The sequence below is a fragment of the Eikenella sp. NML070372 genome (assembly GCF_001648415.1).
In the GTDB taxonomy this organism is placed as follows: domain Bacteria; phylum Pseudomonadota; class Gammaproteobacteria; order Burkholderiales; family Neisseriaceae; genus Eikenella; species Eikenella exigua.
The window spans coordinates 484294-500483 of record NZ_LXSN01000004.1 but is presented as its reverse complement, the minus strand read 5'-3'; the positions used below and the strand labels follow the sequence as shown (position 1 = coordinate 500483).

14 protein-coding genes and 1 tRNA gene are annotated in these 16190 nt (G+C 56.7%); 9 read left to right on the top strand and 6 right to left on the bottom strand.

Annotated elements, in window-relative coordinates; genetic code table 11:
• Window positions 1-170 precede the first annotated feature (170 nt).
• The 6 genes from mltG (at window position 171) to A7P97_RS04200 (ending at window position 8072) form a co-directional block, all read left to right on the top strand.
• On the top strand, window positions 171-1166 hold the full coding sequence (mltG, locus tag A7P97_RS04225) for an endolytic transglycosylase MltG (protein ID WP_067530522.1): 996 nt from the start codon (window positions 171-173) through the stop codon (window positions 1164-1166).
• A 1-nt stretch (window position 1167) separates the two neighbouring features.
• Entirely contained in the window at window positions 1168-1770 is a 603-nt protein-coding gene (locus A7P97_RS04220) for an inner membrane-spanning protein YciB (RefSeq protein WP_067530521.1), read from the top strand.
• A 94-nt stretch (window positions 1771-1864) separates the two neighbouring features.
• Window positions 1865-2482 carry a dTMP kinase gene (tmk, locus tag A7P97_RS04215; RefSeq protein ID WP_067530520.1) on the top strand — a complete coding sequence of 206 codons (618 nt, stop codon included), beginning with the start codon at window positions 1865-1867 and terminating at the stop codon, window positions 2480-2482.
• A 109-nt stretch (window positions 2483-2591) separates the two neighbouring features.
• Window positions 2592-4574, top strand: a complete 1983-nt coding sequence (tkt, locus tag A7P97_RS04210) for a transketolase (RefSeq protein WP_067530519.1) — start codon at window positions 2592-2594, stop codon at window positions 4572-4574.
• Window positions 4575-4986: 412 nt separating this feature from the next.
• The gene (locus A7P97_RS04205) at window positions 4987-7014 is read left to right on the top strand and encodes an OPT family oligopeptide transporter (RefSeq protein ID WP_067530518.1); all 2028 of its coding nucleotides are present in this window, start codon (window positions 4987-4989) and stop codon (window positions 7012-7014) included.
• 416 nt (window positions 7015-7430) lie between these two features.
• Complete coding sequence (locus tag A7P97_RS04200) at window positions 7431-8072, top strand: DUF4189 domain-containing protein (RefSeq protein WP_067530517.1); 642 nt, start codon at window positions 7431-7433, stop codon at window positions 8070-8072.
• A gap of 59 nt (window positions 8073-8131) precedes the next feature.
• Here A7P97_RS04200 and A7P97_RS04195 read toward each other — a convergent pair whose 3' ends face one another.
• Window positions 8132-9535, bottom strand: a complete 1404-nt coding sequence (locus tag A7P97_RS04195; protein ID WP_067530516.1) for a chloride channel protein — start codon at window positions 9533-9535, stop codon at window positions 8132-8134.
• Window positions 9536-9819: 284 nt separating this feature from the next.
• On the opposite strand from A7P97_RS04195, the gene A7P97_RS04190 reads away from it, so the two are divergent.
• Window positions 9820-9913: transfer RNA gene (locus A7P97_RS04190), tRNA-Ser, on the top strand.
• A 297-nt stretch (window positions 9914-10210) separates the two neighbouring features.
• Here A7P97_RS04190 and A7P97_RS04185 read toward each other — a convergent pair.
• From A7P97_RS04185 to A7P97_RS10065, 4 genes are all read right to left on the bottom strand, one after another.
• Window positions 10211-11860, bottom strand: a complete 1650-nt coding sequence (locus tag A7P97_RS04185) for an electron transfer flavoprotein-ubiquinone oxidoreductase (RefSeq protein WP_067530515.1) — start codon at window positions 11858-11860, stop codon at window positions 10211-10213.
• 171 nt (window positions 11861-12031) lie between these two features.
• Window positions 12032-12142 carry a methionine/alanine import family NSS transporter small subunit gene (locus A7P97_RS09660; RefSeq protein WP_035580098.1) on the bottom strand — a complete coding sequence of 37 codons (111 nt, stop codon included), beginning with the start codon at window positions 12140-12142 and terminating at the stop codon, window positions 12032-12034.
• Window positions 12142-13671, bottom strand: a complete 1530-nt coding sequence (locus A7P97_RS04180; RefSeq protein ID WP_197474170.1) for a sodium-dependent transporter — start codon at window positions 13669-13671, stop codon at window positions 12142-12144. The genes A7P97_RS09660 and A7P97_RS04180 overlap by 1 nt, the downstream gene beginning before the upstream one ends.
• Before the next feature lie 245 nt (window positions 13672-13916).
• Window positions 13917-14072: a hypothetical protein gene (locus A7P97_RS10065; RefSeq protein WP_156497480.1), complete on the bottom strand. Its 156-nt coding sequence runs from the start codon at window positions 14070-14072 to the stop codon at window positions 13917-13919.
• A 159-nt stretch (window positions 14073-14231) separates the two neighbouring features.
• On the opposite strand from A7P97_RS10065, the gene A7P97_RS04175 reads away from it, so the two are divergent.
• Both A7P97_RS04175 and A7P97_RS04170 read left to right on the top strand, forming a co-directional pair.
• Window positions 14232-14531, top strand: a complete 300-nt coding sequence (locus tag A7P97_RS04175; RefSeq protein WP_067530513.1) for a PepSY domain-containing protein — start codon at window positions 14232-14234, stop codon at window positions 14529-14531.
• Window positions 14532-14689: 158 nt separating this feature from the next.
• Entirely contained in the window at window positions 14690-15091 is a 402-nt protein-coding gene (locus A7P97_RS04170; protein WP_067530512.1) for a PepSY domain-containing protein, read from the top strand.
• Between the two features lie 84 nt (window positions 15092-15175).
• On the opposite strand, the gene A7P97_RS04165 is transcribed toward A7P97_RS04170, so the two are convergent.
• Entirely contained in the window at window positions 15176-16150 is a 975-nt protein-coding gene (locus A7P97_RS04165) for an SIS domain-containing protein (protein ID WP_067530511.1), read from the bottom strand.
• Window positions 16151-16190 lie beyond the last annotated feature (40 nt).

Here is a 16190-nt window from a genome sequence, read left to right as displayed (position 1 = left end):
AAGGCTACCTGAAAAACAAAAAAGCAGTTTCAGGTAGCCTTTACCCGCGCAGGCTGCCAAGGTTTCAGGCTACCTGAAAAATAGTTTGCAAACCAAATACCGCCCCGCCGCTTCGCATCCGCCCCACCCTGGGCTATACTGCCGCCCTTTAATCGGCCACACCGAAACCCATGCTGAAAAAAATCCTTTATTCCCTGCTTGCCCTTATCCTGCTGGCCGCCGCCCTGTTTGCCGGTCTGCTCTTCGCCCCCAAAGACACCCACAGCCAACGCCTGCGGATAGAACGCGGCAGCGGCATCGGCAGCGTGAGCCGCACACTGGCCGCCAACGATGCCATCTACAGCCGCTGGGTATTCGTGGCCGCCGCCTACCTCACCGGCACCCACAAACAGCTCCTGCCCGGCAACTACCGCCTCCAGCCCCGCGCCTCCTCCTGGCAAATCCTGCACCACCTCAAAAACGGCCGCCCCGACACCGTCACCGTGCGCATCATCGAAGGCATGCGTTTTGCCCAAATGCGCCGCCTCATCAACCAAACCGCCGACATCCGCCACGACACCGCATCTTGGAGCGACCAACAGCTCCTCGCCGCCGTCGCCTCCGATGCCGCCGTGCAGCACCCCGAAGGCCGCTTCTTCCCCGACAGCTACGAAATCGACTACGACAGCAGCGATTTGCAAATCTACCGCCTCGCCTACCGCAACATGCAAAGCCGGCTGCAATCCGCCTGGAGTGGCCGTGCCGGCGATTTGCCGTATAAAGACCCCTACGAGCTGCTCACCATGGCCAGCATCATCGAAAAAGAAACCGCCCACGAAGAAGACCGCGCCAACGTGGCCGCCGTATTCGTCAACCGCCTCAGAAAAGGCATGCGCCTGCAAACCGACCCCACCGTGATTTACGGCATGGGCAGCGCCTACAACGGCCGCATCCGCCGCGCCGACCTCCAGCGCGACACCCCCTACAACACCTACACCCGCGACGGCCTGCCCCCCACCCCCATCGCCCTGCCTGGAGAAGCCGCCCTCCAAGCTGCCGCCCACCCCAGCAACGCCGACTACCTCTACTTCGTCTCCCGCATGGACGATACTGGCAAAAGCGAATTCAGCCGCACCTTAGAAGAACACAACGCCAACGTCCGCCGCTATATTTTGAAAAGGCCGTAACATGACCGCCCTGCTCGACCTCCTCCCCCTCCTCGCCTTTTTCATCGCCTCCAAGAAATTCGGCCTCCTGGCCGGCGCTGCCGCTGTATTGGCCGCCACCCTGGTTGTATACGGCATCCACCTCGTGCGGCAAAAATGGCGGCTCACCAAACAGCAATGGGCGGTACTCGTGCTCACCATCCTCTTCTGCGGCGCCACCATCCTCCTGCGCGACGACCTCTACCTACGATGGAAAACCCCCATCATCAACCTCAGCTTCGCCCTCGCCCTGGCCATAAGCGCCCTCATCGGCAAGCCCCTGATGCAGCCCGTGGCCAAAGACGTATTCCGCTTCGGCCCGCAAGGCTGGCAGCGCCTCACCTATGCCTGGGCCGCCTTCTTCCTCCTGCTCGCCGCCCTGCACTACTGGTTCGGCCTCTACCACTACGACGCCTCCGAGCAGGCCAAAAACCTGTTTATCCACTTCAAAAGCTACGGCCAGCTTATCCTGATGGGCATCTTCCTCGCCGCCCAAGCCTTCGTATTGCGCAAACACCTCAATATCGAAAGCGACACCACCCCGGCAAACGAAGCGAGCGAACAGCCAAGCCAACAGCGGTACTGAAACTGAAGGCCACCTGAAACCTATAAAATACTTTTCAGGTAGCCTCCTCCCAGCAACAGGCCACCTAAAAGCAAAGCTTCAACGGAGTTAAACAATGACCGCCCATTTCATCACCCTTGACGGCATCGATGGCGCCGGCAAAACCACCCAGCTGGCCGTAATCCGCGAATGGTTTGCCGTACAAGGGCGCCCCGTCTTGTTCACCCGCGAGCCCGGCGGCACACCCTTGGGCGAAGCCTTGCGCCGCCTGCTGCTCAGCCCGCAAACCCAGGCCTGCCTGCGTGCCGAAACCCTGCTCATGTTTGCCGCCCGCGCCCAGCATATCGAAAGTGTTATCCTGCCCGCTCTGGAGCGCGGCGTCTCCGTGGTGTCCGACCGCTTCACCGATGCCACCTTCGCCTACCAAGGCGGCGGCCGCGGCCTGCCAGAAGCCGATATTGCCCAGCTCGAACAATGGGTGCAGGGCAGCCTGCGCCCCAGCCTCACCATCCTGCTCGACGTGCCGTTGGAGGTTTCCTTGGCACGCATCGAACGCAGCCGCCACAAAGACCGCTTCGAGCAGGAAAAATCCGATTTCTTCACCCGTGTGCGACAAAGCTACCTAGAGCGCGCCGCCGCTGCACCCGAGCGCTATACGGTTATCAACAGCAACTGCAGCAAAGCCGTGGTGCGCCGCGATATTGAGGCCGCGCTGGAAAAACTGTTCGCCTGATGTTTTGAACGCACTGCGTAAAAGTGCGATAATTTGCGTCGTTTTCGCTTGCCGGGTAATTTTCAGGTAGCCTCATTATTCTATCTAAACCAATCATTTAGGAAACACCATGCCCTCCCAACTTGCCAACGCCATCCGCTTCCTCTCCGCCGACGCCATCCAAAAAGCCAACTCCGGCCACCCCGGCGCGCCCATGGGTATGGCGGAAATGGCGGAAGTATTGTGGACGAAATTCCTGCGCCACAACCCCGCCAACCCCAAATTCTACAACCGCGACCGCTTCATCCTCTCCAACGGCCACGCGTCCATGCTGTTGTACAGCCTGCTGCACCTGACCGGCTACAACCTGAGCATTGAAGACCTGAAAAACTTCCGCCAACTGCACAGCAAAACCCCCGGCCACCCCGAATACGGCTACACCGACGGTGTGGAAACCACGACCGGCCCGTTGGGACAAGGCATTGCCAACGCAGTGGGCATGGCATTGGCGGAAAAAATCCTGGCCGCCGAGTTCAATAAAGACGGTTTGAACATCGTCGATCATTACACCTACGTCTTCATGGGCGACGGCTGCCTGATGGAAGGCGTATCGCACGAAGCCTGTTCGCTCGCTGGCACTTTAAGCTTGGGCAAACTGATTGTTTTGTATGACGACAACAATATTTCCATCGACGGCAAAGTGGACGGCTGGTTTACCGAAAACATCCCGCAACGCTTTGAAAGCTACGGCTGGCACATCGTTCCCAACGTAAATGGTCATGACACCGCCGCCATTCAAGCCGCCATCGAAGCCGCACGCGCCGAAACCGGCAAACCGTCCATCATCTGCTGCAAAACCTTAATCGGCAAAGGCAGTGCCAACAAAGAAGGCAGCCACAAAACCCACGGCGCACCTTTGGGCGCGGACGAAATCGAAGCCACGCGCAAACATCTGGGCTGGATTTACCCCGCCTTTGAAATCCCGCAAGAAATTTACGACGCATGGAGCGCGAAAGAACAAGGCGCAAAACTGGAAGCCGAATGGAACGAACTGTTTGCGCAATACCAAGCAAAATATCCTGCCGAAGCCGCAGAATTCGTGCGCCGCATGGAACACAGGCTACCTGAAAACTTCGACGCCTATATTCAAACCGCCTTGCAAGAAGTGTGCGCCAAAGCCGAAACCATCGCCACCCGTAAAGCCAGCCAAAACAGCATTGAAATTTTGGCTAAAGAGTTGCCCGAACTGGTGGGCGGTTCTGCCGACCTGACCCCGTCCAACCTGACCGACTGGTCTAACAGCGTCTCCGTTACCCGCGAAAAAGGCGGCAACTACATCCACTACGGCGTGCGCGAGTTCGGCATGGGCGCCATCATGAACGGTCTTGCCCTGCACGGCGGCGTCAAACCGTTTGGCGCGACTTTCCTGATGTTCAGCGAATACGAGCGCAACGCTTTGCGTATGGCGGCGCTGATGAAAATCAACCCTGTCTTCGTCTTCACCCACGATTCCATCGGTCTCGGCGAAGACGGCCCGACCCACCAACCCATTGAGCAAACCGCCACCCTGCGCCTGATTCCGAATATGGATGTATGGCGCCCGTGCGACACCGCCGAATCCTTGGTAGCATGGGCGGAAGCGGCTAAAGCCGAAGACCACCCGTCCTGCCTGATTTTCAGCCGTCAAAACCTGAAATTCCAAGCGCGCAACGAACAACAGCTGCACGACATCAAACGCGGCGGCTACGTCATCAGCGAAGCCCAAGGCAACGCCCGAGCCGTCATCATTGCCACCGGTTCCGAAGTCGAGCTGGCTTTGGAAGCGCAAAAAGCACTCGCCGCGCAAAACATCGCAGTACGCGTCGTTTCCATGCCGTCCACCAACGTATTCGACCGCCAAGACGCCGCCTATCAAGCCGCCGTCCTGCCCGAAGGCCTGCCGCGCATCGCCGTAGAAGCCGGACACGCCGACGGCTGGTACAAATACGTCGGACTGAACGGCGCAGTCGTCGGCATCAACCGCTTCGGCGAATCCGCCCCTGCCGACGTACTGTTCAAAGAATTCGGCTTTACCGTGGAAAATGTTGTCAATGCCGTGAAATCGGTGCTGTAAACGCCCGCTATTAATCAGGCTACCTGAAATTTTCAGGTAGCCTTTCTCTCTCTTGTCCGCATATAACCCTATCAAACAATTAGCCGGCATCTGCTGCTCTTTCTGCTCAAAATATCTCTTCTACTTTCCCCTTCTCTACCATATATCCCTATATCTATATGTAAGTTTACGTTAAATATAAATTAACGTACAACAAGCGTTTCCTGATTAATAATTTTTCATACCATGATATTATTTTGTTATATATAATTAATTTAATCTATTATCAAAATATTTCAAATAATCATGCATAATTTCTTTTCTGTTATTTTTTAGTAAATTGTAAATAATTATTTACATTTGCTAATTTCCTATTGACATAATCGGAATATCGAAAAAAAATGCAACCTCATTCCAACCAAAGGTAAAGATTATGTCTCTCTCAACTCACGACCCTTATGCCAACTACAGGGAGCTCACCCTGCGCGGCATGATATTGGGTGCATTGATCACAGTTGTGTTCACCGCTTCCAATATTTATTTGGGGCTGAAAGTTGGTCTCACTTTCGCCTCTTCTATTCCAGCTGCTGTGATTTCTATGGCAATTTTGAAGTTCGCCAAAGGCAGTAATATCCTTGAAAACAACATGGTGCAAACCCAGGCTTCTGCCGCGGGTACGCTCTCTTCCGTGATCTTCATCCTGCCCGGCCTCTTGATGAGCGGCTATTGGACAGGTTTCCCGTTTTGGCAAACCACTCTGCTGTGTATGGCCGGCGGTATTTTGGGGGTGATTTTCACCATCCCGCTGCGCTATGCCATGGTGGTGAAAAGCGATTTGCCCTATCCCGAAGGCGTGGCTGCGGCTGAGATTTTGAAAGTCGGCAGCGGCGACGGCGTGGTGGGCGAAGAAAATGCCGACACCGCGCAAAAGGCTGACAGTGGTATCGGCGAAATCGTTACCGGCGGCGTGATTTCCGGTATTTTCAGTTTCGCCAGCAACGGCCTGCGCGTAGTGGCCGACAGCGCCAGCCTGTGGTTCAAAGCCGGCGCATCTATTTTCCAAATCCCGATGGGCTTCTCCTTGGCGCTGCTCGGCGCAGGCTATTTGGTTGGCCTGGCCAGCGGTATTGCCATGCTGGTGGGCATTGCGATTGCCTGGGGCATCGCCATCCCCTATTTCTCTGCTACCAATCCGCAGCCAGCCGATATGGAAATGGTCGCTTTCGCCATGCAGCTGTGGAAAGAAAAAGTGCGCTTTATTGGCGCGGGCACCATCGGTATTGCTGCTATCTGGACACTGATTACCCTGCTCAAACCCACCCTCGAAGGCATGAAAATGTCGTTCCGTGCCATCAGAGGCGGCGAGGGCGCTGCACTGGAACGCGTTGAGCAAGACTTGTCGCCCAAAGCGATGATTGCCTACGCACTGGGTATGATGCTGCTATTGGGCTTTTCCTTCTACCACTTCGTGGCTGATGCCAACCTGCCCACCGGCACGGCTTGGCTGCTGGTAGTGGTCTGCACCCTGCTGGCCTTCGTTATCGGTTTCCTGGTGGCAGCCGCCTGCGGCTATATGGCCGGCTTGGTAGGCTCTTCTTCCAGCCCGATTTCTGGCATCGGCATCATCTCCGTAGTGGCCATTTCACTGGTGTTGCTGGGTGTCGGTAGTGCCAACAACCTGTTTGCCGATGAAGGCTCGCGCAACTTCCTAGTGGCGCTCACCCTATTCTGCGGCTCCGCCGTAGTGGCCGTGGCCTCCATCTCCAACGATAACCTGCAAGACCTGAAAACCGGCTACCTGATTAAAGCCACCCCGTGGCGGCAGGAAGTGGCGCTGATTATCGGCTGTGTGGTGGGTGCATTTGTGGTATCTTCTGTGCTTGAGCTGCTTTACGCTGCCTACGGTTTCACCGGCGCCATGCCGCGCCCGGATATGGATCCGAACCAAGCTCTGGCAGCCCCGCAGGCCACGCTGATGACCACCATCGCCAAAGCCATCTTCTCGCACTCGCTGCAATGGAACTACATCCTCACCGGTATCGGTATTGGTGTGGTACTTATCATCATCAACGAAATATTCAAACGCAGCGGCTCCAAACTGATGCTGCCCACCCTGGCTGTGGGTATGGGTATCTACCTACCGCCGGCTATCAATATGCCGATTGCCATCGGTGCCATCATGGCTGCCTTCCTGAAACGCCATATCGGCAAAGATGAGGCCAAACAGAAAAATGCCGAACGCGTAGGCACCCTGTTTGCCGCCGGCCTGATTGTGGGCGAGAGCTTGATCGGCGTGATTATGGCTCTGATTATTGCCCTGTCTGTTACCAGCGGCGGCTCAGACTCCCCACTGGCGCTGAACCTCGAAAACTGGGACACCGCAGGCGAATTCCTCGGCTTGGCCTTCTTCATTGGCGGTATGCTTATTTTCATCCGCCGCATTTTGAAAGCCGGCAAATAAGCCACAACAAAACAGCTAGAGAAGCAGCCGCCCGACACATTCAATCGGGCGGCTTTTTTTGCCGCAGCATTTTTCAGGTAGCCTCTTCCAACACAAACAAAGGCTACCTGAAAAACATATCTTCCCATTTTCAGGTAGCCCTTTGCCAACTAAAGGCAATAGCCAACACACAGAAAAATCGATACATGTGCAGGGTGGGCTAAAGCCCACCCTGCAGAAAATGGTAGCCCGCAGATCGGGCATTGGTACCCGACACTTTACAGATACAAACACATAATCCGGCATCAATGCCCGACATGCCTCACTTTTCAGGTAGCCTTCAAGCAGCGGGATAGATGTTTACAATATCTTGTTTTTTGTTACGATCCGATCATCGGCAATACCCTTATTCCCCCTTTCCAAACAGGAGCGGCAAGATGAAGCAAACCATGATGAACACGGCAGCGGGCGTATTGGCGGCAGTGCTATTGGGCAGTGCGGGCTTGGCATATGCCAACCCCTATCCGGTTGGCTCGCAGCAATGGCACAACTTTAATGGCATCATGCAGTCGGAAGCAGATCGGATACAACGCGAGCGCAATGCCGTACGGCAACAGCCGATCAACCGCGGCCCCACCGCCGCCGAAATACGCGCCTGGGAGCAGCGCGAGGCGGAGGTGCAAGCACGTATCGCCCGTTTCCGCGCCACGCCGTATTGGATGGCTTTGGCTTGGAATTTCGAGAAAGATGCAATCATTTGGCCTGGCGGTTTTAGATCTGAGCAGCGAGCCATCGAACGAGCCAAACAGATCTGCTCTTCCCCCAATTGTCATGTGTTTGCCACTTTCAATAACACCTGCGCCCATTTCGTTAGTGCGGTAGCCAGGCCGCGCTCGGTGCAGGATTTTTTTGTGGCCTACGACCGGGACGGCAACAGGGCGGTACGGAAAGCTGTTCATGCCTGCGAGGCGGTGCATGGCAAAAGGGAAGACAGATGCTTCTCCTCCCTGCTGCGAACGCCGCATGGGGAAGGCATTTTCTGCGTGGGCTACGATTACAACCTTTACAATCAGCGCTAAAACCTGCCGTTTGAGGCTGAAAAGGCTACCTGAAAAGTATTTTCAGGTAGCCTTTTCCATTACTTTGTCGCTCCTTCCGCCAACCGCGCTTCCTCTTCCCGCTGCAATTCCTCGCGCACGCGTTGGCGGAAACGCCCTGCCGCAAAGTGGTAGAACGGCTGCGGGCAAAACTGGCGGGCAATCACCGAAGCCGCAATCGACGATACCAACATCCAAAACAGCAGCGACTGGCTGCCCGTCATTTCCATCACCACCACGCTGGCCGTAAGCGGCGCCTGCGTGGCCGCTGCTAAAAACGCAGCCATGCACAGCAAGGCCAAAATCGCCGCCGGTGCTTCCGCGCCGGCAACTTGGGCAATGTGCACGCCCAAGAGCGCACCGATGGCCAGCGAAGGCGTGAAAATCCCGCCCGGAATGCCCGCCCAATAGGAAAGCACCGTGGCTGCCCACTTCGCCCCGGCCAGGCCGTAGGCCAAATCCGTCTGCCCGTGCAGCGCGGCTGCCGCCACATCATAGCCTGTGCCGTAGGTTTTCCCGTTAAACAGCACGCCCAATGCGGCCAGCATCAAGCCGAACACGCCCGCCAGCCAAATCGGGTGCCGGCGCATCCAGTTGCGCCATTTCGGCAGCGCCAGCCAAGTTGCACCCTTGCTTAAAAAACGCGCAAACAGCCCGCCTGCCACGCCGCACACCGCAGCACAAAGCAAGGCCCAGCGCAACATATGCTCTGCCGTTTGCCCGGCGTTAACGCCTTGAAAATAGGTGCTGTTGCCCTCAATCGCCACCAAAAAAAAGCCCGAAGCCAGCACGCCGATAAAAATCTGCCGCTCCCAATGCAGCGACACCGAACGCCCCAGCTCTTCAATCGCAAAAATCACCCCGGCCAGCGGCGCATTGAATGCCGCCGCCAAACCGCCAGCCGCGCCTGCCGCCAGCAATTCCTTGTCCTGCAAGCGTTTGAATGCCAAATTGTAGCGTTTGCACCAAGAGCCCCATGCCAGCATTACCGCCGCCCCCACCTGCACCGAAGGCCCCTCGCGCCCAATGGAAGCCCCGGCCAACATGCCCAAAAACGTAAGCGGGATTTTCAAAGCCGTGCGCCCCAAAGCCACCAAGCGGTTGCTTCCTTTCACTTTCGGCATCGAAAGCGTGGCCAACACCTGCGGAATCCCGCTGCCCGCCGTATAAGGCGCATAACGGCGCGTGAACCACACAATCAGCATCATCGCTGCCGGCAACACTGCAAACGCTGCCATCGGATACCGCTGCGACCATTTGGCGTTCAGATGCAGCGCATAATCCGCCAATTTGGCAAAACCCAGCGACACCAGCGACACCAAGGCTGCCCCCATCAACAGCAAAATCACCGCCGCCGTTTTGCGCGACAGGCGCTGCGTTTGTTTGATTTTGTGCGACAGCGCCCTGCCGATACCGCTGCTCAGCTTAAAACCCAATCGTTTCATATTGATTTATCCGTTGCGGCTGAAAAATTTGCTTGTCGGCACAAGCCATTCCCAAACGCAGTAGTACGTTAAATGAACAAAACATTTCTTTGCACATTATAGCAAACAGCGATGAAGCGGTAAGCCGTTGGTACATTTATGCTGCTTATCCGTTGCAAACTGCCTGCTATTCTGTCAGCTAAAAATCTTTACACTTCAAGTCTATCAAACCCAAGCACCCGCCCTGGGCACAAAATATCTTGCCTTTTAGGTACGCTTCCTATATTATCCGCTGTTCCGAACACGGAGTAGTGGCTGAGAGGCTGAAGGCACACCCCTGCTAAGGGTGCATATGGGCTAAAACCTGTATCGAGGGTTCGAATCCCTCCTACTCCGCCAGTATTAAAACTCCCCAACCTTGCCGGTTGGGGAGTTTGCTTTTGCCTGCTTGGTGTGTGAAGCTTCAGGTAGCCTGTTTGTTCAACCTAATTGGGTTTTGAAACCTATTGAACAGAACGTCGAACACTTAGTGGGTATGGTGCCGATATCAGCGAATAGCTATCTACTCTGTGTATAAGGAATATCGGCATAGTTCTGCCGAGCGGCGCCATGAAGGCTACTTGAAAATCAAATCGCCCAATCCGCTGCTTCCTGCCAAACCCATCAAAAAAAAGGCTACCTGAAACCTACCGGCCGCTACATCTCGCCGTAATTCGGTCCTCCGCCGCCTTCGGGGCAGGTCCAGGTGATGTTGGCGGCGGGATCTTTGATGTCGCAGGTTTTGCAGTGGATGCAGTCGGCAGCATGGATTTGCAGGCGCGGTTTACCGTTTTCCTGCACAATTTCATACACGCCGGCGGGGCAGTAGCGCGTTTCGGGGGCGACGAAGCGGCGGTAGCCCACCTCGATGGCGGCCTGTTCGCTGGCGAGTTTCAGGTGCGGCGGCTGGTTTTCTTCGTGATGGGTGTTGGCCAGATACACGCTGCTGGCGCGGTCGAACGACACTTGGCCGTCCGGCTTGGGATATTCGATGGGGCGGCACGCGGCGGCCGGCTTCAGGCTCTCGCGGTCGCTGCCGTGATGGCCGATGGTCCACGGGGCGCGGCCGCGGAACAGATACACATCCAGCGCGTTGAGCCCCATAGCCGGCCAGAAGCCCCATTTGAAGGCGGGGCGGATATTGCGGGCGCGGTAGAGCTCGTCGTGCAACCAGGATTGGCAGAAGGCTTCGGCATAGGCCGCAGCTTCGGCGCCCTCTTCCGCCGCACCGTTTTGCAGCACGCCAAACACGGCTTCGGCGGCCAGCATGGCCGACTTCATGGCGGTGTGTGCGCCTTTGATGCTGGGCACGTTGAGGAAACCCGCCGCATCGCCCGCCAGCACGCCGCCGGGGAAAGTGAGCTTGGGCAGGCTCTGCAAACCACCTTCGGTGAGCGCGCGTGCACCATAGGCAATGCGCCGCCCGCCTTCAAACACGGGGCGGATGGCTGGGTGGGTTTTAAACCGTTGAAACTCTTCAAACGGCGAGAGGTAGGGGTTTTGATAGTCCAGCCCCACCACGAAGCCGACGGCCACTTTGTTATCGGCCAAGTGGTAGAGGAAGGAGCCGCCATAGGTGCGGGCATCCAGCGGCCAGCCCACGGTGTGCATCACGTTGCCGGGCTGCGACTGTTCAGACCGCACTTCCCAAATTTCCTTCACGCCCAGGCCGTAGGTTTGCGGCTGGCTGTGGCGGTCTAATTGGAACTTGGCAATCAGCTGTTCGGAGAGCGAACCACGGCAGCCTTCGGCAAACACCGTCTGCCGCCCCCACAGCTCCATGCCGGGCTGGTAGGCGTCGGTGGGCTGGCCGTCTTTGCCAATGCCCATATCGCCGGTGGCAATGCCTTTCACACTGCCGTCTTCCCTATACAGCACTTCGGCGGCGGCAAAGCCGGGATAAATCTCCACACCCAAGCCTTCGGCCTGCTCGGCCAGCCAGCGGCACAACACGCCCAAACTGATGATGTAGTTGCCCTGATTGTGGAAGCTGGGCGGCAGGGGCAGCGGCAGCGCGGATTGGCCGGTGAGGAAAAGCAGCCGCTCGCCTTTCACCGGCTGCAGGAGCGGCGCACTGCGCTCGCGCCAATCGGGCAGCAGCTCGCTCAGCGCCTTGGGATTAAACACTGCGCCAGACAAAATATGCGCGCCCACTTCTGAGCCTTTTTCCACCACGCACACGCTGATGTCGCTGCCTGCCTCGGCCGAGAGCTGCTTGAGCCGTATCGCCGCCGACAGCCCGGCCACGCCCGCGCCCACGATCACCACGTCATACTGCATACTCTCGCGCGTTGTTTGTTCTGTCATATCTGCCAAACTTTCCTGATTACGGGCCGTTTTTCCGCCCGTTTCCATACTAAAAACCGAAAGTTGGATTTTACCACTTTGGCGATGTTCCTGCCCCGCTTCTGAGGCTACCTGAAAACCAAAAAAGGCTACCTGAAACCTTTCAGGTAGCCTTTATTCCCAATCGGCTGCTTACTCCTGCCCGCTGCCGTGGTCTTCCGGCAGCCGCATGATCGATACAATCAAGCCGCCCCAGATCACCACCAGCGCCACCACCATCATCACAATCGCAATCGTGCTCATTATTCGTCTCCTTCGGTTTCAACAGGGGTTTCTTGCAGTTTGTCTTCGTGTTTCCACGGCAGGAGGGAAAGCAGGAAGGCAAACACCAACACCCCGATGGCCGTACCCCAGCCGTAGATATTCACAAACCAGGCCGGGTAGCCGCCATAGCCTTCGGTGAGCAGCGAGCGCGTGTCAGTGAAGAGCATGGTGCCCAACACCAGGGGCGTTACCGCGCCCACAAACAGCAGCCAGGTTTTGCCCACTTTCAGCGAAGAAGTTTTGTTGATATGGCGGGAGAGCACGCCCAGATGGCGGCTCAGCACCACGCACAGAACATACAGGAAACCGGCGGCCACGATGCCGTAGGTATTCACAAATTTATCCAACACATCTAACACCGGCAGGCCGGTGGTGGTGCCGAACAGCAGCACGGAAGCCGTCATCATCGGCACGCCCACCACCAAAGTGGCGGCCACGCGGCCGGTTTTCAGTTTGTCCTGCACCGCCGCAATCACCACTTCCAGCACGGAAATCAGCGAAGTGAGCCCGGCGAACACCAGCGAGCCGAAAAACAGCAGGCCGATCAGTGCGCCGGCCGGCGCCTGGTTGATGATGGTGGGAAAGGCGATAAAGGCCAGCCCGATGCCGCCGGCGGCCACATCGCCCACCTGCTGCCCGTTGGCTGTGGCAATAAAGCCCAGCGCGGCAAACACGCCGATACCGGCCAGCAATTCGAAGCTGCTGTTGGCAAACGCCACCACCATGCCCGTGCCGGTTAAGTCTGAATCACGCTTCATGTAGGAAGAATAAGTGATCATGATGCCGAAGCACACCGAGAGCGAGAAGAAAATCTGCCCATAGGCCGCTACCCACACTTCCGAGCTGGCCAACTTGCTCCAATCCGGGGTAAACAACACGTCCAAACCCTTGGCCGCGCCCGGCAAAAACAGCGCAACCCCTACCAAGAGCACAAACATCACCACCAACAGCGGCATAAAGAAAGTGGACGCGCGCGCTACGCCTTTTTGCACGCCGAAGGCCAAAATCAGCAGCGTAGCCAGCCACACCAGCACCAGCGGCACGGTTACCTGCGCCACAAACTGCATCTGCGCCGACACATCCGAAGCCACCTGCAGATAGTCGTTAGAGAAGAAATCGGCAGGATTCGCGCCCCAGGCCGCATTGAGCGAATAATAGGTGTAGCTGGCTGCCCAGCCCAAAATCACCGCGTAGTAAAGCCCGATGAGCACGTTCACCAACACATTCCACCAGCCGATGGTTTCAAAACGGCGGTTGAGGCGGCGGAAAGCCAAAGGCGGCGAGCCACGATAGCGGTGGCCGACCGCATAATCGAGAAACAAAAGCGGGATGCCCGCCGTGAGCAGCGCCACCAAATACGGCAGGATAAACGCCCCGCCGCCGTTTTTATACGCCACATAGGGAAAGCGCCAGATATTGCCCAAACCCACCGCCGAGCCGATGGCGGCAAACATAAACGCCTGTCGGCTGGAGAAGGTTTCGCGCTTGGAATTTTGCGGATTAGACACGTTCGAATACCTCTTAAAATGTGAATGGCGGCCATTTGCCAAAGCTCAGCGGCCGCCGCAACTTACATCAACAACGATTTTGCAAGCAATCGTAAAGAATCGCCCCCGTTCGGTCAAGCACCGCACCGCCAAATACTGGCAATTTTATTTATCCGAACTAAAAACACAAGCAATAAAACACTGCCCATCCACAGCAAAACAAGGCTACCTGAAAACCAAATGCCACGCATCGGCAGGAATATGCTTTAATTGGCCAAGCGGTTTTTGCCGCGCAGAAACGCGCCGCACTCGTTTTCAGGTAGCCTCAAGCCGCGTTTTCCTTCAGCGAGCCCAAATAAATCGCCGCCAAAGTCAGCGCTGCGCCAACCCATTGCCAGCCAATATGGAAGCGTGTTCACCATCCGATATCCAACAATAATAAAAAGAAAGGGCCTCCTTTATTTTTTCTTTTCTTAACAGACCCCTAATCCAGTACTAATTCTCCATGCCTATACTGCGAATCGTTGCAACAAACAACCTATTTCCCAACTAACGCCGTTTCACGGCAAGGAGTATCTATTATGAAAAAATCCACCCTTTCCCTTACTCTTTTGGCTGCACTGTTCACCGCTCCCGCCTTTGCTGATGGCAATCAACTGCACTACGAACATAACCGCCAAAGTTACATCAGCTACGACCGTGCCGCACAAATTGCTGTATCCAAAGTGGGCGGCGGCCAAGCTACCGAAGTCGAATTCGACCGCAGCCGCACCAAGCCCGACCACTTCGATGTAGATGTGCGCCTACCGGACGGCCGAAAATACGAAGTGGAAATCGATGCACAAACCGGCAATGTCCTCTCCAGCCATCTAGATAACTAAAGTAGAACCGACACAGCCCCATAGCTGAAGCAATTATTTTTTCCTGTAAAGAGGTAAGCAAAAGACAGTATGGTTTAAGCTACAGCAAGCCAATGCTAGAAGAAATAAGTGCTTTAGCTATCACACAGTGTCGCCAACACACTATGGAGAACAACAGTATGATTAAAATCTCTTTCAATCCCAACAACCAAGCCCACGCTGCGCACGCCACCAAACAATTTACCGACGTCATCAAAACCAGCAGTATACGATTGTGGCATTTCGCCAAAACCCTTCGACCGAGCCGTAAAACGGTGCTAAAAATCGGCGCTGGTACCATCCTGATTGCTCTGGCAGCCGGTGCGGGAGTCAACTATCTGCCCAAACTCACTGGGCAGAGCAACCTCACTACCGTTCAGGCTGCACAGAAGGCATTTGCCACTACCAACGGCGGCATTATTACCGAAGCAGACTTCAAAATCGGACATCGCGGTAGCCGCTACGAATTTGAAATTCTCAGCGGCGGGCGCAAATACGATGTGGAAGTGGATGCCATGAGCGGACAGGCTTACGTCAATTAAGCAGCCAAAACTGCCGACAATATAAAGGCTACCTGAAAACTTCGCTTCGGTTTTCAGGTAGCCTTTATGCCACACCCGGCGCGCCTACACAATCCGCGCCTTGAGCAAATCGTGCATATTCAGTGCGCCCAACAGCCTGCCCGCTTCATCGCACACCGGCAAGCCGTTCACGCGGTTTTGCTGCATGGTTTTCAGCGCCTCGGTAGCCAAGCGATTCGGCGTGATGGTTTTCGGATGCGCGCCCATCACGGCTTGGGCAGTGAGGCCGGAGAAGTCGCGCTGCTGCTGGAACAGGCGGCGCAAATCGCCGTCGGTAAAAATGCCTTTCAGGTAGCCTGCCTCATCGGCCACGGCCACCATGCCCAGGCCTTTTTCGCTCATGCACACAATCAGGTCGGCAAAAGGCGTATCCGGGCGCACCACGGGCAGTTCGTCGCCCGTGTGCATCACGTCGGCCACTTGCAGCAGCAGGCGTTTGCCCAGGCTGCCGGCGGGGTGGCTCAGCGCAAAATCGTCTCTCGTGAAGGCGCGGGCACGCAACAGCGCCACGGCCAGCGCATCGCCCAAGGCCAGCGCGGCGGTGGTACTGCTGGTGGGCGCGAGGCCGAGCGGGCAGGCTTCCTGCGGCACGGCCACGGTGAGGTGGATGTCGGCATGGCTCGCCAGCGTGGATTCGGGGCGGCCGGTCATGCCGATTAACGTGATGTTCTTGCGCTTGAGCGCGGGCAGGATCACGGCGATTTCGTCGCTCTCGCCGGAGTTGGAAATGGCCAGCACCACATCGCCGTCCACAATCATGCCCAAATCGCCGTGCGCGGCTTCGGCCGGATGCACGAAAAAGGCGGGCGTGCCGGTGGAGGCCAGCGTGGCGGCGATTTTGCGCCCGATGTGCCCGCTTTTGCCGATGCCGCTCACCACCACGCGGCCTTCGCAGGCCAGCACGGCTTCGCAGGCGCGGGAAAAACTGCCGTCCAACGAGTCGGACAGGGCGCGCAGCGCATCGGCTTCTATCGCCAGCACTTCGCGGGCGTGGGCGAGATATTGTTGTTCACTCATCATTCTTCTTTCTTCATTCTGGCTTGCGGCGGCCGCCGGAATC